The 18203-nt window shown below is 52.8% G+C and carries 18 protein-coding genes and 1 other RNA gene; 12 read left to right on the forward strand and 7 right to left on the reverse strand.

Going from position 1 to position 18203, the window contains the following annotated elements; genetic code table 11:
• Positions 1-208: 208 nt before the first annotated feature.
• From hupB to AB1E22_RS14225, 4 genes are all read left to right on the forward strand, one after another.
• Positions 209-481, forward strand: a complete 273-nt coding sequence (gene hupB, locus AB1E22_RS14210) for a nucleoid-associated protein HU-beta (protein WP_034457998.1) — start codon at positions 209-211, stop codon at positions 479-481.
• A 233-nt stretch (positions 482-714) separates the two neighbouring features.
• Positions 715-2586, forward strand: coding sequence for a peptidylprolyl isomerase (gene ppiD / locus AB1E22_RS14215; protein WP_367595885.1), 1872 nt, complete (start codon positions 715-717; stop codon positions 2584-2586).
• 162 nt (positions 2587-2748) lie between these two features.
• Entirely contained in the window at positions 2749-3111 is a 363-nt protein-coding gene (locus tag AB1E22_RS14220; protein WP_367597378.1) for a helix-hairpin-helix domain-containing protein, read from the forward strand.
• A 122-nt stretch (positions 3112-3233) separates the two neighbouring features.
• Positions 3234-3632, forward strand: a complete 399-nt coding sequence (locus AB1E22_RS14225; protein ID WP_367595886.1) for a YbgC/FadM family acyl-CoA thioesterase — start codon at positions 3234-3236, stop codon at positions 3630-3632.
• A gap of 131 nt (positions 3633-3763) precedes the next feature.
• Here the strand turns inward: AB1E22_RS14225 and queC are convergent, their stop codons facing one another.
• Both queC and AB1E22_RS14235 read right to left on the reverse strand, forming a co-directional pair.
• Positions 3764-4459: a 7-cyano-7-deazaguanine synthase QueC gene (gene queC, locus AB1E22_RS14230; protein WP_367595887.1), complete on the reverse strand. Its 696-nt coding sequence runs from the start codon at positions 4457-4459 to the stop codon at positions 3764-3766.
• A gap of 70 nt (positions 4460-4529) precedes the next feature.
• A complete protein-coding gene (locus AB1E22_RS14235; RefSeq protein WP_367595888.1) occupies positions 4530-6233 on the reverse strand; it encodes an SgrR family transcriptional regulator in 1704 nt (567 codons plus the stop codon).
• Between the two features lie 103 nt (positions 6234-6336).
• On the opposite strand from AB1E22_RS14235, the gene cof reads away from it, so the two are divergent.
• Entirely contained in the window at positions 6337-7158 is an 822-nt protein-coding gene (gene cof, locus AB1E22_RS14240; RefSeq protein WP_367595889.1) for an HMP-PP phosphatase, read from the forward strand.
• 45 nt (positions 7159-7203) lie between these two features.
• Here cof and AB1E22_RS14245 read toward each other — a convergent pair whose 3' ends face one another.
• Positions 7204-8250: a PLP-dependent cysteine synthase family protein gene (locus tag AB1E22_RS14245; RefSeq protein ID WP_367595890.1), complete on the reverse strand. Its 1047-nt coding sequence runs from the start codon at positions 8248-8250 to the stop codon at positions 7204-7206.
• A gap of 115 nt (positions 8251-8365) precedes the next feature.
• Between AB1E22_RS14245 and AB1E22_RS14250 the strand changes: the two genes are divergently transcribed.
• The 3 genes from AB1E22_RS14250 (at position 8366) to AB1E22_RS14260 (ending at position 12446) form a co-directional block, all read left to right on the forward strand.
• Positions 8366-8827, forward strand: coding sequence for an Lrp/AsnC family transcriptional regulator (locus AB1E22_RS14250; protein ID WP_367595891.1), 462 nt, complete (start codon positions 8366-8368; stop codon positions 8825-8827).
• Positions 8828-8896: 69 nt separating this feature from the next.
• Positions 8897-10675 (forward strand): SmdA family multidrug ABC transporter permease/ATP-binding protein, encoded by a 1779-nt coding sequence (locus AB1E22_RS14255; RefSeq protein WP_367595892.1) that lies wholly within the window; start codon positions 8897-8899, stop codon positions 10673-10675.
• Positions 10668-12446: a SmdB family multidrug efflux ABC transporter permease/ATP-binding protein gene (locus tag AB1E22_RS14260; protein WP_367595893.1), complete on the forward strand. Its 1779-nt coding sequence runs from the start codon at positions 10668-10670 to the stop codon at positions 12444-12446. Before AB1E22_RS14255 ends, AB1E22_RS14260 begins: the two co-directional genes overlap by 8 nt.
• A 10-nt stretch (positions 12447-12456) precedes the next feature.
• On the opposite strand, the gene AB1E22_RS14265 is transcribed toward AB1E22_RS14260, so the two are convergent.
• Positions 12457-12672 (reverse strand): hypothetical protein, encoded by a 216-nt coding sequence (locus AB1E22_RS14265; RefSeq protein WP_367595894.1) that lies wholly within the window; start codon positions 12670-12672, stop codon positions 12457-12459.
• A gap of 27 nt (positions 12673-12699) precedes the next feature.
• Here AB1E22_RS14265 and glnK point away from each other — a divergent pair, with 27 nt between their 5' ends.
• Both glnK and amtB read left to right on the forward strand, forming a co-directional pair.
• Positions 12700-13038: a P-II family nitrogen regulator gene (glnK, locus tag AB1E22_RS14270; RefSeq protein WP_002891893.1), complete on the forward strand. Its 339-nt coding sequence runs from the start codon at positions 12700-12702 to the stop codon at positions 13036-13038.
• Positions 13039-13070: 32 nt separating this feature from the next.
• Positions 13071-14357 (forward strand): ammonium transporter AmtB, encoded by a 1287-nt coding sequence (amtB, locus tag AB1E22_RS14275; RefSeq protein WP_367595899.1) that lies wholly within the window; start codon positions 13071-13073, stop codon positions 14355-14357.
• A 58-nt stretch (positions 14358-14415) separates the two neighbouring features.
• On the opposite strand, the gene tesB is transcribed toward amtB, so the two are convergent.
• Positions 14416-15276, reverse strand: coding sequence for an acyl-CoA thioesterase II (gene tesB / locus AB1E22_RS14280; protein WP_367595900.1), 861 nt, complete (start codon positions 15274-15276; stop codon positions 14416-14418).
• A 215-nt stretch (positions 15277-15491) separates the two neighbouring features.
• On the opposite strand from tesB, the gene AB1E22_RS14285 reads away from it, so the two are divergent.
• Positions 15492-16067 carry a YbaY family lipoprotein gene (locus tag AB1E22_RS14285; RefSeq protein ID WP_367595902.1) on the forward strand — a complete coding sequence of 192 codons (576 nt, stop codon included), beginning with the start codon at positions 15492-15494 and terminating at the stop codon, positions 16065-16067.
• 27 nt (positions 16068-16094) lie between these two features.
• Here the strand turns inward: AB1E22_RS14285 and AB1E22_RS14290 are convergent, their stop codons facing one another.
• Entirely contained in the window at positions 16095-16406 is a 312-nt protein-coding gene (locus AB1E22_RS14290; protein WP_367595903.1) for an MGMT family protein, read from the reverse strand.
• Positions 16407-16578: 172 nt separating this feature from the next.
• Between AB1E22_RS14290 and ffs the strand changes: the two genes are divergently transcribed.
• Positions 16579-16675: signal recognition particle sRNA small type (ffs, locus tag AB1E22_RS14295), an RNA gene on the forward strand.
• Positions 16676-16698: 23 nt separating this feature from the next.
• On the opposite strand, the gene AB1E22_RS14300 is transcribed toward ffs, so the two are convergent.
• Entirely contained in the window at positions 16699-18129 is a 1431-nt protein-coding gene (locus AB1E22_RS14300; RefSeq protein WP_367597379.1) for a PLP-dependent aminotransferase family protein, read from the reverse strand.
• Positions 18130-18203 lie beyond the last annotated feature (74 nt).

Below are 18203 nucleotides of genomic sequence, written 5' to 3' on the forward strand. Positions count from 1 at the left end.
ACCTGACGCATATTCGGTAAATAAAATCAGAGCTGGCTGGTGAATTGTCACTTGCCAGCTTTTTTTTGTATCGCTACTTTAGATTGCTGGCGATGTATGCCATTAACAACGGGTGTTGTAAGGGCATGACAGGCCTGATATAACTGCTGCGCGGTCGCACCTTGAAGGATACCGGTGCGATATAAATTATAAAGAGAGGAAGAGAAGAGTGAATAAATCTCAACTGATAGACAAAATTGCCGCAGGTGCTGATATTTCTAAAGCTGCGGCGGGACGTGCATTAGACGCTGTGATTGCTTCTGTTACTGAATCTCTGCAATCCGGGGAAGACGTGGCACTGGTTGGCTTTGGAACTTTTGCTGTTCGTGAACGTGCTGCCCGTACCGGCCGTAACCCGCAAACAGGTAAAGAAATCACCATCGCTGCTGCAAAAGTACCAGGTTTCCGTGCTGGTAAAGCACTGAAAGAAGCGGTTAACTAATTTATCGTCCGGTTTTTAGGGCAAGGCGAGTAAAGTTAGGTCAGGGCGCATCGTTAGATGTGCCTTTTTTTATGCCTGACGGCTAATTTTGCGCATGTTTGATGATTTGAACCCATTTTCTTGTCACAATACCCGCTTGCACGCAGCGGCACAGCAGTACGCATATTCAGGGATGCCCATTTAGCGACTGCGCTGGGTTTACCATTCACACTACAGTGGAGTGTTGTTACACCATGATGGACAATTTACGTACGGCGGCAAACAGCCTCGTAATCAAGATAATTTTCGGGATCATTATCGTGTCATTCATTTTGACTGGCGTGAGTGGCTACCTGATTGGCGGTAGTGCTAACTACGCCGCGAAAGTGAATGGCCAGGAAATTAGCCGCGGTCAGTTTGAAAATGCTGTAGCCAGCGAGCGTAATCGCCAGCAGCAACAGCTTGGCGAACAGTTCTCTGTACTGGCCGGTAACGAAGGCTACATCAAGCAGATGCGCCAACAGGTGCTGTCGCGCATGATTGATGAAGCGTTGATGGATCAATATGCCAAACACCTTGGCCTTGGCATCAGCGATGAACAAATCAAACAAGCCATCTTTAAAGAGCCTGCGTTCCAGAATAACGGCAAATTTGATAACGCACGTTATACCGCCATTATCAACAACATGGGTATGACTGCTGATCAATACGCAAATGCACTGCGTAACCAACTGACCACTCAGCAGTTGATTAACGCTATCGTTGGCACGGATTTCATGCTGACCGGTGAAACTGACGAACTGGCAGCGCTGGTATCGCAGCAACGCGTCGTACGCGAAGCCACCATTGATGTGAATGCCCTGGCCGCTAAGCAAGACGTTTCCGAGCAGGAAATCACTACCAGCTACGAGCAAAACAAAAACAACTATATCGCCCCTGAGCAATTCAAAGTCAGCTACATCATGCTTGATGCGGCTTCTCAGAAGGTTGAGGTGGCTGATACAGACATCCAGGCCTACTACGACCAGCATCAGAACGAATTTACTCAGCCACAGCGTAACCGCTACAGCGTAATTCAGACCAAAACTGAAGCCGAAGCGAAGGCACTTCTTGATGAGCTGAGCAAAGGTGGTGATTTTGCTGCACTGGCAAAAGAAAAATCGGCTGACATCATCTCTGCCCGTAACGGCGGTGACATGGGCTGGCTGGAGCCGGGTACCACTCCTGACGAACTGAAAAATGCCGGTCTGAAAGACAAAGGCCAGCTTTCTGGCGTGATCAAATCTTCTGTTGGTTTCCTGGTTGTGCGTCTTGACGACATTCAGCCTGCGCAAACTAAGCCGCTTTCTGAAGTGAAAGATGCAATTGCGGATAAAGTAAAACAAGAGAAAGCGGTTGATGCTTACTATGCGCTGCAACAGAAAGTGAGCGATGCGGCAAGCAATGACAACCAATCTCTGGCGAGCGCTGAACAGGTTGCAGGGGTTAAAGCGGTTGAGACTGGCTGGTTTGGTCACGACAACTTACCAGCAGAACTGAACTTCAAACCGGTTGCAGACGCGATTTTCAATGGTGGCCTGGTCGGTGAGGGCGGTACGCCGGGTAGCAACTCCGACATCATCACTGTTGATGGCGACCGCGCGTTTGTCGTGCGTATCGCGGAGCATAAAGCCGAAGCGATTAAGCCTCTGGCAGAAGTGCGTGACCAGGTTATCGCGCAGGTGAAACATCAGAAAGCTGAGCAGCAGGCGAAGCTGGATGCTGACAAACTGCTGAACGCGCTGAAAATGGGCAAAGGTGATGAAGCGTTGAAAGCTGCAGGCCTGAGCTTCAGTGCGGCGAAAACGCTGGCCCGTACCGGCCAGGACCCAATCAGCCAGGCGGCCTTCACTCTGCCATTACCGGCTAAAGACAAGCCAGCTTACGGCGTGGCTAACGACATGCAGGGTAACGTGGTTCTGTTAGCGCTGGATGAAGTTAAGCCTGGCGATATGCCTGCAGAGCAGAAAAAAGCGATGGTTCAGGGAATTACCCAGAACAACGCCCAAATCACTTTCGAAGCGCTGATGAGCAATCTGCGCAAAGAAGCGAAAATCAAGATGGGCGACAGCGTCGACCAGCAGTAATAATTTCGGCGTTGCTCGCAGTCCACTGCAACGCCATGCAATATTTAAAGGCCGCTTTCGCGGCCTTTTCCACATTTGAAGTTTGCCATTTGTTCCTGTTTTTCTCTCCCGTTAAGGTGGCTTCGCTGTCAACACACAAGGAGGAACAGCATGAAAACAGGAATCAAAACTGGGATTAAAGCCGTATGTATCGCTGTAGCACTTATCGGTGCCAGCGCCTGTACACCCGCAACCGCCGCGCCTGCCGTTGTTAAAAATGATACGGCTCAGCACAGCGATAAAACACCTGTAACGCCGGTCACTACCGCTAAACCATCTGATGCTGACGATGGTGTAGTGAGTATTAACACGGCCAGCGCAGAAGCTCTGGCGCAAGCAATGAATGGCGTTGGGTTGAAAAAAGCACAGTCGATTGTCAGCTATCGCGAAGAGTACGGCCCATTTAAGGCGCTGGAACAGTTGCAGGAGGTACCAGGGATTGGCAGCGCGTTAGTCGAACGCAACCTGTCTCACATTAAGCTTTAACGCTTAGTGCTCATGGCTCGCGTAGCCTAAAAAGTTTGCTATGCTAAGTGACAGGTCATACCAGTTTGGTGTGGCCTGTTTACCTCACCTGACGACTAAAATTAAAGATAGGGTTTAGCGCTATGCAGACACAAATCAAAGTCCGGGGTTACCATCTGGATTTCTATCAGCATGTTAATAATGCCCGCTACCTTGAATTTCTCGAAGAAGCCCGCTGGGAAGGGCTGGAAAACGCAGCGGGTTTCCAGTGGATGACGGAAAATAACATCGCGTTTATTGTCGTGAATATCAATATTAACTACCGCCGCCCGGCAGTGCTGGGTGATGTCCTGCGCATTGAAAGCGCTTTGCAGCAACTTAATGGCAAAAGCGGCGTACTAACCCAGGTTGTGAAACTAGAGCCGGAAGGCGAGATCGTAGCAGATGCGCTGTTAACCTTCGTTTGTATTGATTTAAAGACACAGAAGTCAGTTCCGCTGGAAGGGGAACTGCGCGAAAAGTTAGTACAGATGATGGAATAATTCCCCCGATTACTGGCAAAAGTCGGATGTCGTTCCGTTAATCTGCCCTACGAACCGGGTTTTGTAGAGGGAATAAGTGGCAGCGCCATCCACCATAGCGAAGCAGATGATAGATCTGCTTCGCTACAGAATTACTTCAGCCCAGTTTTCTTTTTCATTGCGGCCATAACCGCAGGTTTATCTGCGAGATAATGATTAAGCCCGTTAGCACGTAGATTGCAGGCGGCGCATTCGCCGCAGCCATCACCCTGAATCCCGTTGTAGCAGGTCAGCGTTTCCTTGCGCACCAGATCCAGATGGTGCCAGTAATCCGCCAGCGCCCAGGTTTCTGCTTTATCAAGCCACATTAGCGGCGTTTCAAAACGAACGTCGCGCCCCATTCCGAGGCTTACAGCGTGATTCAGCGCTTTCACGAACTCATCGCGGCAATCCGGATAACCTGAGAAGTCTGTTTCACACACGCCGGTAATAACTGCTTCAGCCTCAACCTGGTACGCATAAATCGCCGTAAGCGTAAGAAAGAGAATATTGCGTCCTGGCACAAACGTACTGGGAATGCCTTTTTCTTCTGGATCGTATCCCGGAACAGGAATGCTGTCGCGCGTCAGGCTACTGACTGCCAGTTCATTCAGCAGTGTCACATCAAGAACTTTATGGGCACGCGCACCCAGTTTCAGTGCAAGATTACGGGCAATATCAATCTCAGCCCGGTGGCGCTGACCATAATCAAACGTCACACAGTGCACTTCATCATACTGCTCTAATGCCTGAATCAGGCAGGTTGTGGAATCCTGGCCACCGCTAAAGACGACAACTGCACGTTTCATGAGTAATCCTGTAGTACACGTAAAATATAGAGATATGGTAACGCTTCGGCTGCATGGCTGCCCAGCTTCTTCACACCATCGTCGGGGGCGGTAGCCACGCCTGGGTAAAATCGAACCAGCCCCAGGCATTAAGTTCAATGCCGTTCACCCCTGGTGGAGCACTGATTTGGTAGCGGTAATTAAACAGCGGCGAGACTATCGCATCGCGCATTAACGCACTAAAGACTTCCTGCAATCTGCTGCTGCGCGCTAACTCATCCGGATAGATTTGTACGCTATCTAACGTTGCCTGCAAATGTTCGTACTGGCTTTCGGTCAGTACCGCGGGCCATAGCACATCGCTGCGCAACCACTGTTCCAGCGTGTAAACCGGCGCTTCGCCAATCAATCTGTCGCCCATCATTAAATCAGCGTGCGCCAGCGCTTCACAGCCCGTCCAATTTTTTGCGTCATGAAAAATCACATTTAGCTCGCAGCCTAAAGCGGCAAGATGCGTTTTAAGCTGTTGTGCCATGACGTGTAACTCAACGGGCAAATGGTAAACCAGCGTCAGTTGTGGCGGCAGGGTGACCGCCTTGCATGTAGGCCATTCCGGCATTTTCCAGCCGGGGATCATCTCAACGCTTGGCGTGATCAGTGACTCTTCAACGGGCAGGCTGGCGATCAACTGCTGCTCCTGAATAATCTGCATCAGAAAACGCGCCTGCTCAGGCGTTAAATGGTTGTTCTGTTTTACCGCCAGATAGCAAAAGCCGAGGCTGATGCTATTGCTGACGGGCCGCAAGTGCACCAGTTCATCCTGCTGACCGATGGCAATCTGCACCGGGTGGCGGCAGCTGGTGCCGAGTTCGGTATCGAATAATTGCGGCGTAATCCAGTACTCCACGGCTTTAAGCAACGGATGGCTGAGATGATAGGATTCAAAACTTTCGATGCGCACCAGATTCTCTTTAAAGCTACTGATACGAAATGGCCCGCAGCCCAGTTGCGTGTCTTCCGGGTGCGCTAGACGGCTACAGTAACTTGCCAGGCGGTGAGCCAGCCAATAATCGGGAGTGTGCAAGACGAAACGGATGCACTGCGTATGGGCAAGTTCAATGCTTTTCACGCTGATAAACAGCCGTTGCATGGCCGGAAGCGTTAGCAGCATCATTAGACGCTGCTGCAATTGCGCGGTTTCTACCGGTTCGCCGTTATGCCAGTGAAGCGTGGAACGAATAAAAAAGTACCAGTTCAGGCCGTCATCAGAGACGTGCCAATGATGCGCAAGATCGGGTTGCGGCGTAGCACTACTGGAAGTGAAACGAGTGAGCCCTGCAAAAATTTGCCCCGCTAAATGCTGTTCGGCCCGCCCCGGTAAAAAGCCCGGCTGCAAAGGTTCTAGCGGACGATAATAGGGAATTCGTAGCGTCGGCGTATCGTTCTGCCATTGCCCACCTAAAAAAGGCTGAAGCAACTGGCGCAGCTGTTCGGGGGCGATTTGTGCCAGTTCAAGCGCATTCTGGTGCTGCCCTTTATGCAGCACTTGTTCCATCATGCCCGAACGAACGCTCTCGGGCGTCACCAAAAAGGTGAGGATCCCGCGTTTTCCTCGTCCAGATTGAGCATGCCACGTTAGCCAGCCTGCATCTTGCAGTTGATTCAGTACCGTTCGCACATGGCGCTCGCTGCAAAAACAACGCTCCGCCAGCTCCGCCACGGTGACGTGCTGCGTTTCCCCGTTCGAAGGCTGCCATAAACGCTGGAATTGATTTAAACGATTCAAAAGACGCATCAGTATAAACCCGGAACAATTTTAAAAAAGTATTCACTATTTGTTCCGTATATGCCAGTGGATACTGGTCCCTGTGTTTTAGTCGTCACAAACCGGAGTAAACATGGCTCGTCTGGCTGCATTTGATATGGATGGCACGCTGTTAATGCCCAATCACCATTTGGGTGAAGAAACACTGCGTACCCTGAACCGCCTGCGTGAAGAACGCCAGATGATGCTTGCGTTTGCAACGGGCCGCCATGTTCTGGAGATGCGCCATATTCTGGGTACGCTGTCGCTGGAAGCGTTCTTAATCACCGGCAACGGGACGCGCATTCACTCAACGGATGGGGAGTTGCTGCATCGGCAAGATCTTGCGCCAGAAGCGGCGGAAATCGTCCTTCATAGCCATTGGGATACCCAGGCCAGTGTGCATGTTTTCAATGACAGCGGCTGGATGACGCAGAACGAGATCCCCGAATTGCTGCACGCGCATGTCTACAGCGGGTTTAAATACCGCCTGACCGATCTAAAACGCTTACCATCACATCAGGTGACGAAGATCTGTTTCTGTGGCGATCACGACGATCTTCGCCGACTGAAGATCCAACTGAACGAAGCGCTGGGCGACATGGCGTTTCTTTGCTTCTCGGCGGTGGATTGTCTGGAAGTGTTACCGACAGGCTGCAATAAAGGTGCCGCGCTTAATGTACTCAGCCAGCATCTCGGCCTGACGATGAAAGATTGTATGGCATTTGGCGATGCGATGAATGACCGCGAAATGTTATCGGGCGTGGGTCATGGTTTGATCATGGGCAACGCGATGGCACAACTGAAAGCAGATTTACCGCATTTGCCTGTTATTGGTCACTGCAATAGACAGGCTGTTTCTCATTATTTGACGCATTGGCTGGATACACCAAACCTCACTTATTCCCCCGAATGATAAGGCTTTTTCAGCAGGCCGATTCATGCGAATCGGCCCCTTTTTTTACTTAATTAAATTCTCAATCTCATTGCGCCACGGCTGCACATCCCCGATATTCGCCTTCACCCAATCCGCGTTGTAATAGGTTTCCAGATAACGTTCACCGCTGTCGCAAAGCAGCGTCACAATCGAACCGGTACGCCCTTCGGAACGCATGCGGGCCGCAAGTTGTAGCACTCCCCACATATTCGTGCCGGTAGACGCGCCCACTTTACGGCCAAGAACGGTCTCCAGCCACTGCATGGTGGCGATACTTGCCGCATCCGGAACGCGCATCATGTCGTCAATGACATCCGGAATGAAAGATGGCTCGCAGCGTGGGCGGCCAATCCCTTCAATTTTACTGCCCACCGCGCTGCGCAGGCTGCAATCGCGGCTTTGCCAGTAGTCCATAAATACAGAGTTTTGCGGATCGACCACGGTCAACTGAGTCGGATGGCCCTGATAACGCAAATAGCGACCAATCGTTGCGGATGTCCCGCCCGTTCCCGCACTCATGACGATATAATCCGGAACCGGATGCGGCTCATGTTCCATCTGGCGGAAAATACTGTCGGCGATATTGTTATTCCCGCGCCAGTCGGTGGCGCGTTCGGCGTAGGTGAACTGATCCATATAGTGGCCGTTCAGCTCACGCTCCAGCATTTCTGATGCGGCATAGATTTCGCACGCGCTCTCCACGAAATGGCAGCGCCCGCCGTAGAATTCAATTTGCTCCACTTTGCGTTTGGCGGTGCAGGCGGGCATCACGGCAATAAATGGCAGCCCCAACAAACGGGCGAAATAGGCTTCAGAAACCGCGGTTGAACCCGAAGAGGCTTCAATGATCGTCGTGCCTTCTTTAATCCAGCCGTTACACAAACCATAAAGGAACAACGAGCGGGCAAGGCGATGTTTCAGGCTGCCCGTTGGGTGCGTGCTTTCATCTTTTAGATAGAGCTGAATACCGGGAAAACCAGGCAGCGCCAGGCGAATCAAATGCGTATCGGCAGAGCGTTGGTAATCGGCGTTAATTTCGCTAATGGCGTGGTTTACCCAGGTACTGGTCATGATGGTGTTCCGTTTGTCTATTTGTGCTTAGGATAATGCAAAAGAAAGATAAAAAAGTTGCCTTTTAACCTTCAGTAGCGATTCAATGGAGAAAAATTTTCTCCGGTAGGCCGCCATGTTAGATAAAATTGACCGCAAGCTGCTATCCTTGCTGCAAAATGACTGCACCCTCTCTTTGCAGGCTCTCGCGGATGCCGTTAATCTGACCACCACACCCTGCTGGAAACGCCTGAAAAGGCTTGAAGACGAGGGGATCATTCGTTCAAAAGTGGCGTTGCTGGATCCAGAAAAACTTGGCCTTGGGCTGACCGCTTTTGTCCTTATCAAAACCCAGCAGCACAGCAGCGAGTGGTACTGCAAATTTGTCTCAGTCGTTGCAGATATGCCCGAAGTGCTGGGTTTCTGGCGCATGGCAGGGGAATACGACTACCTGATGCAAGTACAGGTCGAAGACATGAAACGGTATGATGATTTTTACAAACGGCTGGTGAACGGCATTCCTGGTTTAAGCGATGTGACTTCGAGTTTTGCCATGGAACAGATAAAATACACTACGGCTTTGCCATTAGAGCGTTAAGCCCTCAGCCCCACTCGTTTTTCACTTTTCTGCCAGGCCTGGCAGACAGGACTTCAGGAATCTGACTGCGTGCGATTATTTGCTCAATTAAGCTGGTACTTCACCCGCGAATGGCGACGCTATCTCGGGGCGGTCGCCTTGCTTATTATCATTGCTATCTTGCAACTCGTGCCGCCTAAACTGGTGGGCGTCATTGTGGATGGCGTCAACCAGCAGCGCCTGTCTGGAACGACCGTGCTGATGTGGATTGGTGTGATTCTGACTATCGCCATCGTGGTTTACATGCTGCGCTACGTCTGGCGCGTGCTGTTATTCGGGGCAAGCTACCAGTTAGCCGTTGAGCTGCGTGAAGATTATTATCGTCAGCTAAGCCGCCAACATCCAGAATTTTACCTGCGCCACCGCACGGGCGACCTTATGGCGCGGGCGACCAACGATGTTGACCGCGTGGTCTTTGCCGCAGGCGAGGGCGTATTAACTCTGGTGGATTCGTTGGTCATGGGCTGCGCGGTGCTGATTGTTATGTCGACGCAAATCAGTTGGGAGCTGACGCTCCTCGCGCTGCTGCCAATGCCGGTGATGGCGATAGTCATCAAGCGCTATGGCGACCAGTTGCACCAGCGCTTCAAACTCGCCCAGGCGGCGTTCTCCACGCTCAATGACCGCACCCAGGAAAGTTTATCCAGCATTCGCATGATCAAAGCTTTTGGCCTGGAAGATCGCCAGTCCGCTCTGTTTGCCGCCGAAGCCAAAGATGCCGGGGCGAAGAACATGAAGGTTGCGCGAATTGATGCGCGTTTTGACCCGACGATTTATATCACCATCGGCACGGCAAACCTGCTGGCGATTGGTGGTGGCAGTTGGATGGTGATTCAGGGCTCGTTGACGCTTGGGCAATTGACCAGTTTTGTGATGTACCTCGGCCTGATGATCTGGCCGATGCTGGCGCTGGCGTGGATGTTTAATATTGTTGAACGTGGGAGTGCGGCGTACAGCCGTATCCGCAGTATGTTAGCCGAAGCGCCGTCGGTTACCGATGGTGATAAAGAAGCGCCAGCCGGACGCGGCACGGTGGAGGCCAATATTCAGGCGTTCCACTATCCACAAACCGAGCGACCGACTCTTGAGAATGTTTCATTTGTCTTAAAACCGGGCGAAATGCTTGGCCTTTGTGGGCCAACCGGTGCCGGGAAAAGTACCGTCCTGTCGCTTCTTCAGCGCCACTTTGATATCGGCCAGGGAGAGATTTGTTTCCACGGGATTCCGCTCCCACAGATGCAGCTCGATTCCTGGCGCAGTCGTTTAGCCGTGGTGAATCAAACCCCGTTTCTGTTCTCTGACACCGTTGCCAGCAACATTGCGCTGGGTAAACCGGGCGCGACGCAGGAGGAAATCGAACATGTCGCAAGGCTTGCCAGCGTACATGACGATATTCTGCGTTTGCCGCAGGGTTACGAAACCGAAGTCGGCGAACGGGGTGTCATGCTCTCCGGCGGTCAGAAACAGCGTATTTCTATCGCGCGTGCATTGTTGCTCAATGCAGAAATTCTGATCCTCGACGATGCGCTTTCTGCGGTTGACGGGCGCACCGAGCACCAAATCCTGCATAACCTGCGCCAGTGGGGTGAAAACCGCACAGTTATCATCAGCGCGCACCGGTTATCGGCATTGACAGAAGCCAGCGAAATTCTGGTGATGCAACACGGTCATGTGGTGCAGCGTGGTAACCACGATGCGCTGGTGGGGACGCCGGGCTGGTATCGCGACATGTATCGTTATCAGCAACTGGAAGCGGCGCTGGATGATGCGCCAGAAACAACGCCAGACGAGGAACCCGCCAATGCGTAAGTCAATCCAGCAATGGCCAACCATCAAACGCCTGCTGGCTTATGGCTCTCCGTGGCGCAAACCGCTCGCCGGAGCGGTTGTAATGCTATGGATTGCCGCGGCTGCGGAAGTGAGCGGCCCGATTCTGGTGAGCTATTTCATCGATAATATGGTGTCGGAACATCGCTTGCCCATCGCCGCTGTTGCGGGGCTGGCAACAGCCTATCTGCTGCTGTCTATTTCGGCTGCGGGGCTGCATTACTGGCAGGCGCTGCTGTTTAATCAGGCCGCCGTTGGCGTGGTGCAAAAGTTGCGTACTGATGTGATGGATGCGGCATTACGTCAGCCGCTCAGCACGTTTGATACCCAACCGGTAGGGCAGCTTATTTCCCGCGTCACCAACGATACCGAAGTGATCCGTGACCTGTATGTGACGGTTGTGGCGACGGTGCTGCGCAGTGCCGCGCTGATTGGTGCCATGCTGGTGGCGATGTTTAGCCTCGACTGGCGCATGGCCTCGGTGGCGGTGACCATCTTCCCTGCGGTTATCATCGTGATGTTTATCTACCAGCGTTACAGCACTCCCATTGTGCGTCGCGTGCGTAGTTACCTGGCCGATATTAACGATGGCTTTAACGAAGTCATCAACGGTATGAGTGTTATCCAGCAGTTCCGCCAGCAGGCGCGTTTTGGCGAACGTATGGGGGCGGCGAGCCGTTCGCATTATCTGGCGCGCATGCAAACTTTGCGGCTGGATGGTTTTTTACTCCGCCCTCTGTTGAGCCTGTTTTCCGCGATGGTGCTTTGCGGCCTGCTGATGCTGTTCGGTTTTACCTCGGTCGGCACCATCGAAGTCGGCGTGCTGTACGCGTTTATCAACTATTTAGGGCGTCTCAATGAGCCGCTTATCGAACTCACAACTCAGCAATCCATGCTGCAACAGGCGGTGGTTGCCGGGGAACGCGTGTTCGAATTAATGGACGGCAAACGCCAGGATTACGGCAATGACAATCGCCCGCTGGAAAGCGGTCATATTGAAGTTGATAACGTGTCGTTTGCTTATCGGGGTGACCGTCTGGTGTTGCAGGATATTAATCTGGATGTCCCTGCGCGTAGCTTTGTTGCGCTGGTGGGCCACACCGGCAGCGGGAAAAGTACCCTCGCCAATTTGTTGATGGGCTATTACCCACTTACTCGCGGTGAAATTCGTCTTGATGGCCGCCCGTTGGACGCGTTAAGCCATAGCGTGTTGCGCCAGGGCGTGGCGATGGTGCAACAAGATCCCGTTGTGCTCGCTGATTCGTTTTTTGCGAACGTGACGCTTGGGCGTGACATCAGCGAAGAAGCGGTCTGGCAAGCACTGGAAACGGTGCAGCTCGCGGATCTGGCGCGCACCATGAGCGAAGGTATTCATACGCGCCTGGGCGAGCAGGGGAACAACCTGTCCGTCGGTCAGAAACAGCTACTCGCCCTGGCTCGTGTGCTGGTAGATGCCCCGCAGATTTTAATCCTCGATGAAGCGACGGCCAATATCGATTCCGGTACCGAACAAGCGATTCAACACGCCTTGGCAGCCGTGCGCGAGCACACCACGCTGGTGGTGATTGCTCACCGTTTATCGACTATTACCGATGCAGACACCATTCTGGTTTTGCACCGTGGACAGGCGGTGGAGCGCGGGACTCACAGCGAGTTGCTGGCAGCGCAAGGGCGTTACTGGCAAATGTATCAGCTTCAACTGGCGGGCGAAGAATTAGCCGCCACCACCCGCGAAGAACCCGCGACGGCGTGATGCACCAAAATCACGCATAAATCCAATGGTTATCGCCATTGGTGCAGAAGCGAAACGCACCATGCACTGAAATGGTGCGTTTTTCTTTTCTAAGAACTTTCTTAAACCCAGTCATCGTAATTTCTCTCTCTTGGATCCCGATTCGGCGCGGCTTAACGCGCTGAAAATAGCTGCTTTCCATTTTTGGCATGGCCTTTGCTTTATCTATCTCGTGTTGTTGAGGCAATTACCCATTTCTGACTGGAGGGGATTTATGAAGCTGGTTACCGTGGTGATCAAACCGTTCAAACTCGAAGACGTTCGCGAAGCGCTGTCTTCTATCGGTATTCAAGGGCTGACCGTCACCGAAGTGAAAGGCTTTGGTCGCCAGAAAGGTCATGCAGAGTTGTACCGCGGTGCAGAGTACAGCGTCAATTTCCTGCCTAAAGTGAAAATTGATGTGGCAATTGCCGATGATCAACTCGATGAAGTGATTGATGTCATTAGCAAAGCTGCCTACACCGGTAAGATTGGCGATGGCAAAATTTTCGTTGCTGAGTTGCAACGCGTCATCCGCATTCGTACCGGCGAAGCCGACGAAGCTGCACTCTAATCGTCTTGCCACTCGTGAAAGGGATGGAAAAAATGAAGAAATTAGCCTCTATCTTTGGCGCTGTAGCCCTGGCGGTTGCGCCATCAATTGCTCTGGCTGCACCGGCTGTGGCCGACAAAGCAGACAACGCCTTTATGATGATTAGCACCGCACTGGTGCTGTTTATGACAATTCCTGGACTGGCGCTGTTTTACGGCGGCCTGATTCGCTCCAAAAACGTGCTGTCGATGCTGACGCAAATTACGGTCACGTTTGCCCTGGTTTGCGTGCTGTGGGTGGTCTACGGCTACTCGTTGGCCTTCGGTACCGGCGGCAACTTCTTTGGTAATTTCGATTGGGTGATGCTGAAAAACATTCAACTCACCGCGTTGATGGGATCTTTCTATCAATATATCCACGTTGCGTTCCAGGGCTCTTTTGCCTGTATTACCGTCGGGCTGATTGTAGGGGCACTGGCTGAACGTATTCGCTTCTCTGCGGTACTGATCTTCGTGGTTATCTGGCTGACGCTCTCTTATATACCGATTGCGCACATGGTGTGGGGTGGTGGCTTGCTGGCAACGCACGGCGCGATGGACTTTGCGGGCGGAACAGTCGTACACATTAACGCCGCAGTAGCAGGCCTGGTTGGCGCTTACCTGATTGGCAAACGTGTGGGTTACGGTAAAGAAGCGTTCAAACCGCACAACCTGCCGATGGTCTTTACCGGCACGGCAATTCTTTACTTCGGCTGGTTTGGCTTCAACGCCGGTTCTGCCAGCGCAGCTAATGAAATTGCGGCTCTGGCCTTTGTAAACACAGTAGTTGCCACGGCGGCGGCGGTTCTCGGTTGGGTGTTTGGCGAATGGGCATTACGCGGTAAACCGTCTCTGCTGGGCGCGTGTTCTGGTGCCATTGCAGGCCTGGTCGGTATCACCCCTGCATGTGGTTATGTGGGCGTCGGCGGCGCATTGATTATCGGTATCGTTGCAGGTCTGGCGGGTTTATGGGGTGTTACGCTGCTGAAAAAATGGCTGCGTGTGGATGACCCTTGCGATGTGTTCGGTGTCCACGGCGTGTGCGGTATCGTTGGCTGCATCATGACCGGTATCTTTGCGGCGACCTCTTTGGGTGGTGTGGGGTACGCAGAAGGTGTGACTATGGGCCATCAGGTACTGGTGCAGTTAGAAAGTATCGGCGTGACGATTGTCTGGTCTGCGGTGGTTGCCTTCATCGGCTTTAAAGTTGCCGACCTGACTGTGGGTCTGCGTGTACCAGAAGAGCATGAGCGCGAAGGCCTGGATGTGAACAGCCACGGCGAAAATGCTTACAACGCATAAGTCATTCAGCAATAAAAAAGCGGAGCCGGTGCTCCGCTTTTTGCATTTAAACAGTGAGTTAACCGCGCTTGCGCATCACGCCTTCTTGCACCGTTGACGCAACTAAAACGCCATCGCGTGAATAAAATTCTCCGCGAACAAAACCCCGTGCGCTGGAAGCTGAAGTGCTCTCCACGCTATAGAGCAGCCAGTCATTCATATCGAACGGGCGGTGGAACCACATGGAGTGATCGATCGTCGCCACCTGCATACCTGGCTCGAGGAACCCGATACCGTGCGGCTGCAACGCCGTCGGCAGGAAGTTAAAATCGGACGCGTAGCCCAACAAATATTGATGAACGCGTAAATCAGCCGGCATCTGGCCGTTTGCCCGCATCCACACCTGGCGTACCGGTTCATCAACATGACCCTGCATTGGGTTATGGAAAACGACCGGGCGAATCTCCAGCGGCTTTTCGCATAAAAACTTCTCTTTGAGCGTCTGAGGTAGAAGCTTTTCAAACGCCATAGCGATTTCTGTTTCAGATTTCAGATTTTCCGGAGCAGGGGCCGCAGGCATGGTTTTTTGATGCTCAAAACCCGGTTCGGGCGCCTGGAAAGAGGCGGTCATGTAGAAAATCGGTTTGCCATTCTGGATTGCCGCCACGCGGCGAGCGCTAAAACTATTGCCATCGCGCAGTGTTTCGACGTCATAAACAATCGGTTTTTGGCTATCGCCGGGGCGCAGGAAATAACTGTGGAATGAGTGCACCAGGCGATCCACCGGCACGGTTTCTTTGGCGGCATATAACGCCTGACCCACCACCTGCCCGCCGAAAACCTGACGTAAACCTAAGTCCTCGCTCTGGCCACGAAAAATACCTTCTTCAATCTTTTCCAGATTGAGTAATGCCAACAAATTGCTGAGCGCCTGACTCATAAAAAGTCCTCAATAAAAAAATAAAAATCGGGCAATTGGCCTGATTATAACAGGTTTCTAACACATTCCACGCAGTGGCCCGACCTGACGATCTCTTCCACTTTTGGGCAAAAATCAGTGATATGTGCCACACTTAGCGTGATAAGTATGTTTAACCACTCATTACTTGTGGGCCTGCGGCCCGCTGGTGCATTGATAATAAGGAGAACAAATCAATGAAACTTGTGCACACGTTAAGTGGTTTAGCCATTGCTGTAGCGATGGTGGGATGCGCGCAGAAAAGTGCCGATATCCCAACGCCTGCCCCTGCTGCAACGACCTCATCGTCTGCAGCGACGGCGCAGTCGACTATTGCGCAGCCGAGCGTTACCGGTACGGTGTGGATTCGTCAGAAGGTCGCATTGCCACCTGATGCGGTGCTCACTGTCACCTTGTCTGATGCCTCTTTAGCGGATGCTCCGTCGCGAGTCCTTTCGCAAAAAGCGGTTCGAACCGATGGGAAACAGCCGCCGTACAGCTTTGTGCTGCCATTTAACCCAGCGGATATTCAGCCCAACGCGCGTATTATCCTTAGCGCTGCGATCAGCGTGAATAATCAGTTGATGTTTATTACCGATACTATTCAGCCGGTGGTAAACAGCGGTGGGACAAAAGCGGATCTGACATTGGTTCCCGTACAGCAAACTGCGGTGCCAGTGGCGAACAACGGTGGGGCGGCAACAACGGTTCCATTGACTTCACCGACTCAGGTGAATCCTTCCTCAGCGGTGCCTGCGCCTACGCAATTCTAATGATAAGCGCCTCTGTGGAGGCGCTTTTTAGTAATTCCAGCGATAACGTTCCATATCAATATGCCCGTCGCCAGAAACCACAATTCCTTCTGAAAGCAAGGCTTGCCGCTGGCGTTGTAAATCGGGCCCCGTCAAGGAAATCTGACCATGACGATTTACTACGCGATGCCACGGTAATTTGCTCCCCTCCGGTAAACGCTTGAGTACGCCGCCCACTTGCCTTGCTGCGCGAGGTGAACCTGCCAGATGCGCAACGTCACCATATGTCGTGACATGGCCTTCAGGAATCGCGGCAATAATCTGATAAACCCGCTGTGGAAATGAGTCTTGGGTATCCATAAAAAACTCCCTGGCACGATGCGAGTTAGAATAATCGCCATGGTCTAAACTGAAAAGAAAAACAGGGGCTGCGTAATAAAGCAACACCTGACCGCCAGCGGCTTGCAATTGCCTGGGGCAACATGGATAATGCGCCAGCGCGTTAGGTAACTAGCGCTCTCAATGGGGGCTCTGTTGGTTCTCCCGCAACACTAATTTGTGAATTCGGTCAGGTCCGGAAGGAAGCAGCCGCAGCAGATGACGTGTGTGCCGGGATGTAGCTGGCAGGGCCCCCACCCAATTCTGCCCCGTGCTAAACAACCGCTTTTCTCGCATATTCATTTCCGGCTTGCACCAAATTTTCCCAAAGCGGTTTCAATCGCTCCAGGGCGGCGCGCATTTGCGTCGGTTCAAGCGTAAACGGCAATCTCAAATAACGCTCAAATGCCCCTTCAGACCCAAACCGCGGGCCAGCGCCAATGCGGATACCAATCGATTCTGCGCTTGCGGCAAATACCGTCGCCAGAGGTTTTGGTAACTCAATCCACCAGGATAGCCCTCCTTGCGGCACTATCGTGATTTTCCAGTCCGGGAATAATTCTCGTATCGCTTCCCCGCAGGCATCCCGTTGCTGGCGAAGCATTTCGCGGCGCTGAGGCAGAAAATTTTCAGCTTCATTAAACAAATTGATAGCGGCAAGTTGTTCGAGCAGCGGCGAGCCGAGGTCTAACGAATCCCTGGTCTGAATGAGTGAGGCTATCGTGCGCGTGCTGGCGCGAATCCATCCGATACGTAAACCACCCCAGAATGTTTTCCCGGCGGAACCCAGAGTTATCACCCGTTCGTCGTTATCGAAAGCAGCCAGAGGCGGTGGGGGCGGGGTGTCGTACCACAAATCGACCATCGTTTCATCGGCAACAATCGTGGTGCGGGTGCGGGCGGCGATATCCGCAATGGTCTGGCGTGTGGCTGCATCCATACAGCGCCCGCTCGGATTATGAAAATCGGCAAGAAGATAGGCCAGGCGCGGTGAAGTTTGCGCGATCGTTGCCGCCAGGCCTTCGGGATCCCAGCCTTGTTCCGTCAGGCTTACGGGAACAGCACGACATGACGCGCCCTTAATGGCGGTGAGCGCCATCGGGTAAGTGGGATGGTCGATCACCACGCGATCGCCGGGCCCCGTCAGCATACGCAGAATCAGGCCGAAGCCGCTGAGCGCGCCATTCACGATCATTATCTGATCGGCGCTCGTCGGCAAACCACGGGCTGCGTAACGCTTTGCGATAACCTGGCGCAGTTCCGGCAAACCCTGCTGGTCGTATCCGGTGCTACCCAAATACTCTGGCAAAGCAATCAGCGCGCTGGCGTAAGCCTGATGAATTTCTGGCCCGGCGGTGAGCGCGGCGGTTGAGAGATCCAGCGTCGTTGCGCGGCCCGGCAGAGGAGACACTTTTTGCCCACCTTCCGGCAAAATAGTGACCGAGCCCGACCCTTGTCGGCTGGCGAGATAACCCTCATCCCGCAGTTGTGCCAGTGCGGTGGCGACAGTCGTGCGGCTCACGCCCAGCGCCGCAGCTAATTCACGTTCACCCGGCAGGCGGCTATCAAGCGGCAGGCGTCCATCCAAAATCAATAACCGCAAACCATCCGCCAGTTGCCGATAAACCGGCGTACGCGGTAAATCCTGATGCCAGTTTCCCAGCAGTTTTACCAGAGAAGCTGAACCCGTTCTGCGCTGTGCCATAGCAATCCACTTTTTCATAACTGGACCTTAATATCAGTGCCATTTTGCGTAAAAGTAAAGCCACAAAAGAATGT

The sequence above is a fragment of the Buttiauxella gaviniae genome, assembly GCF_040786275.1.
Lineage (GTDB): Bacteria > Pseudomonadota > Gammaproteobacteria > Enterobacterales > Enterobacteriaceae > Buttiauxella > Buttiauxella gaviniae_A.

Excerpts from the sequence above, each read along its gene's own strand:
- ppiD (WP_367595885.1), top strand. The coding sequence starts at position 715 with ATGATGGACAATTTACGTACGGCGGCAAACAGCCTCGTAATCAAGATA.
- AB1E22_RS14225 (WP_367595886.1), top strand. The coding sequence starts at position 3,234 with ATGCAGACACAAATCAAAGTCCGGGGTTACCATCTGGATTTCTATCAG.
- queC (WP_367595887.1), bottom strand. The coding sequence starts at position 4,459 with ATGAAACGTGCAGTTGTCGTCTTTAGCGGTGGCCAGGATTCCACAACC.
- AB1E22_RS14235 (WP_367595888.1), bottom strand. The coding sequence starts at position 6,233 with ATGCGTCTTTTGAATCGTTTAAATCAATTCCAGCGTTTATGGCAGCCT.
- cof (WP_367595889.1), top strand. The coding sequence starts at position 6,337 with ATGGCTCGTCTGGCTGCATTTGATATGGATGGCACGCTGTTAATGCCC.
- AB1E22_RS14245 (WP_367595890.1), bottom strand. The coding sequence starts at position 8,250 with ATGACCAGTACCTGGGTAAACCACGCCATTAGCGAAATTAACGCCGAT.
- AB1E22_RS14250 (WP_367595891.1), top strand. The coding sequence starts at position 8,366 with ATGTTAGATAAAATTGACCGCAAGCTGCTATCCTTGCTGCAAAATGAC.
- AB1E22_RS14260 (WP_367595893.1), top strand. The coding sequence starts at position 10,668 with ATGCGTAAGTCAATCCAGCAATGGCCAACCATCAAACGCCTGCTGGCT.
- glnK (WP_002891893.1), top strand. The coding sequence starts at position 12,700 with ATGAAGCTGGTTACCGTGGTGATCAAACCGTTCAAACTCGAAGACGTT.
- amtB (WP_367595899.1), top strand. The coding sequence starts at position 13,071 with ATGAAGAAATTAGCCTCTATCTTTGGCGCTGTAGCCCTGGCGGTTGCG.
- tesB (WP_367595900.1), bottom strand. The coding sequence starts at position 15,276 with ATGAGTCAGGCGCTCAGCAATTTGTTGGCATTACTCAATCTGGAAAAG.
- AB1E22_RS14285 (WP_367595902.1), top strand. The coding sequence starts at position 15,492 with ATGAAACTTGTGCACACGTTAAGTGGTTTAGCCATTGCTGTAGCGATG.
- AB1E22_RS14290 (WP_367595903.1), bottom strand. The coding sequence starts at position 16,406 with ATGGATACCCAAGACTCATTTCCACAGCGGGTTTATCAGATTATTGCC.
- AB1E22_RS14300 (WP_367597379.1), bottom strand. The coding sequence starts at position 18,129 with ATGGCACAGCGCAGAACGGGTTCAGCTTCTCTGGTAAAACTGCTGGGA.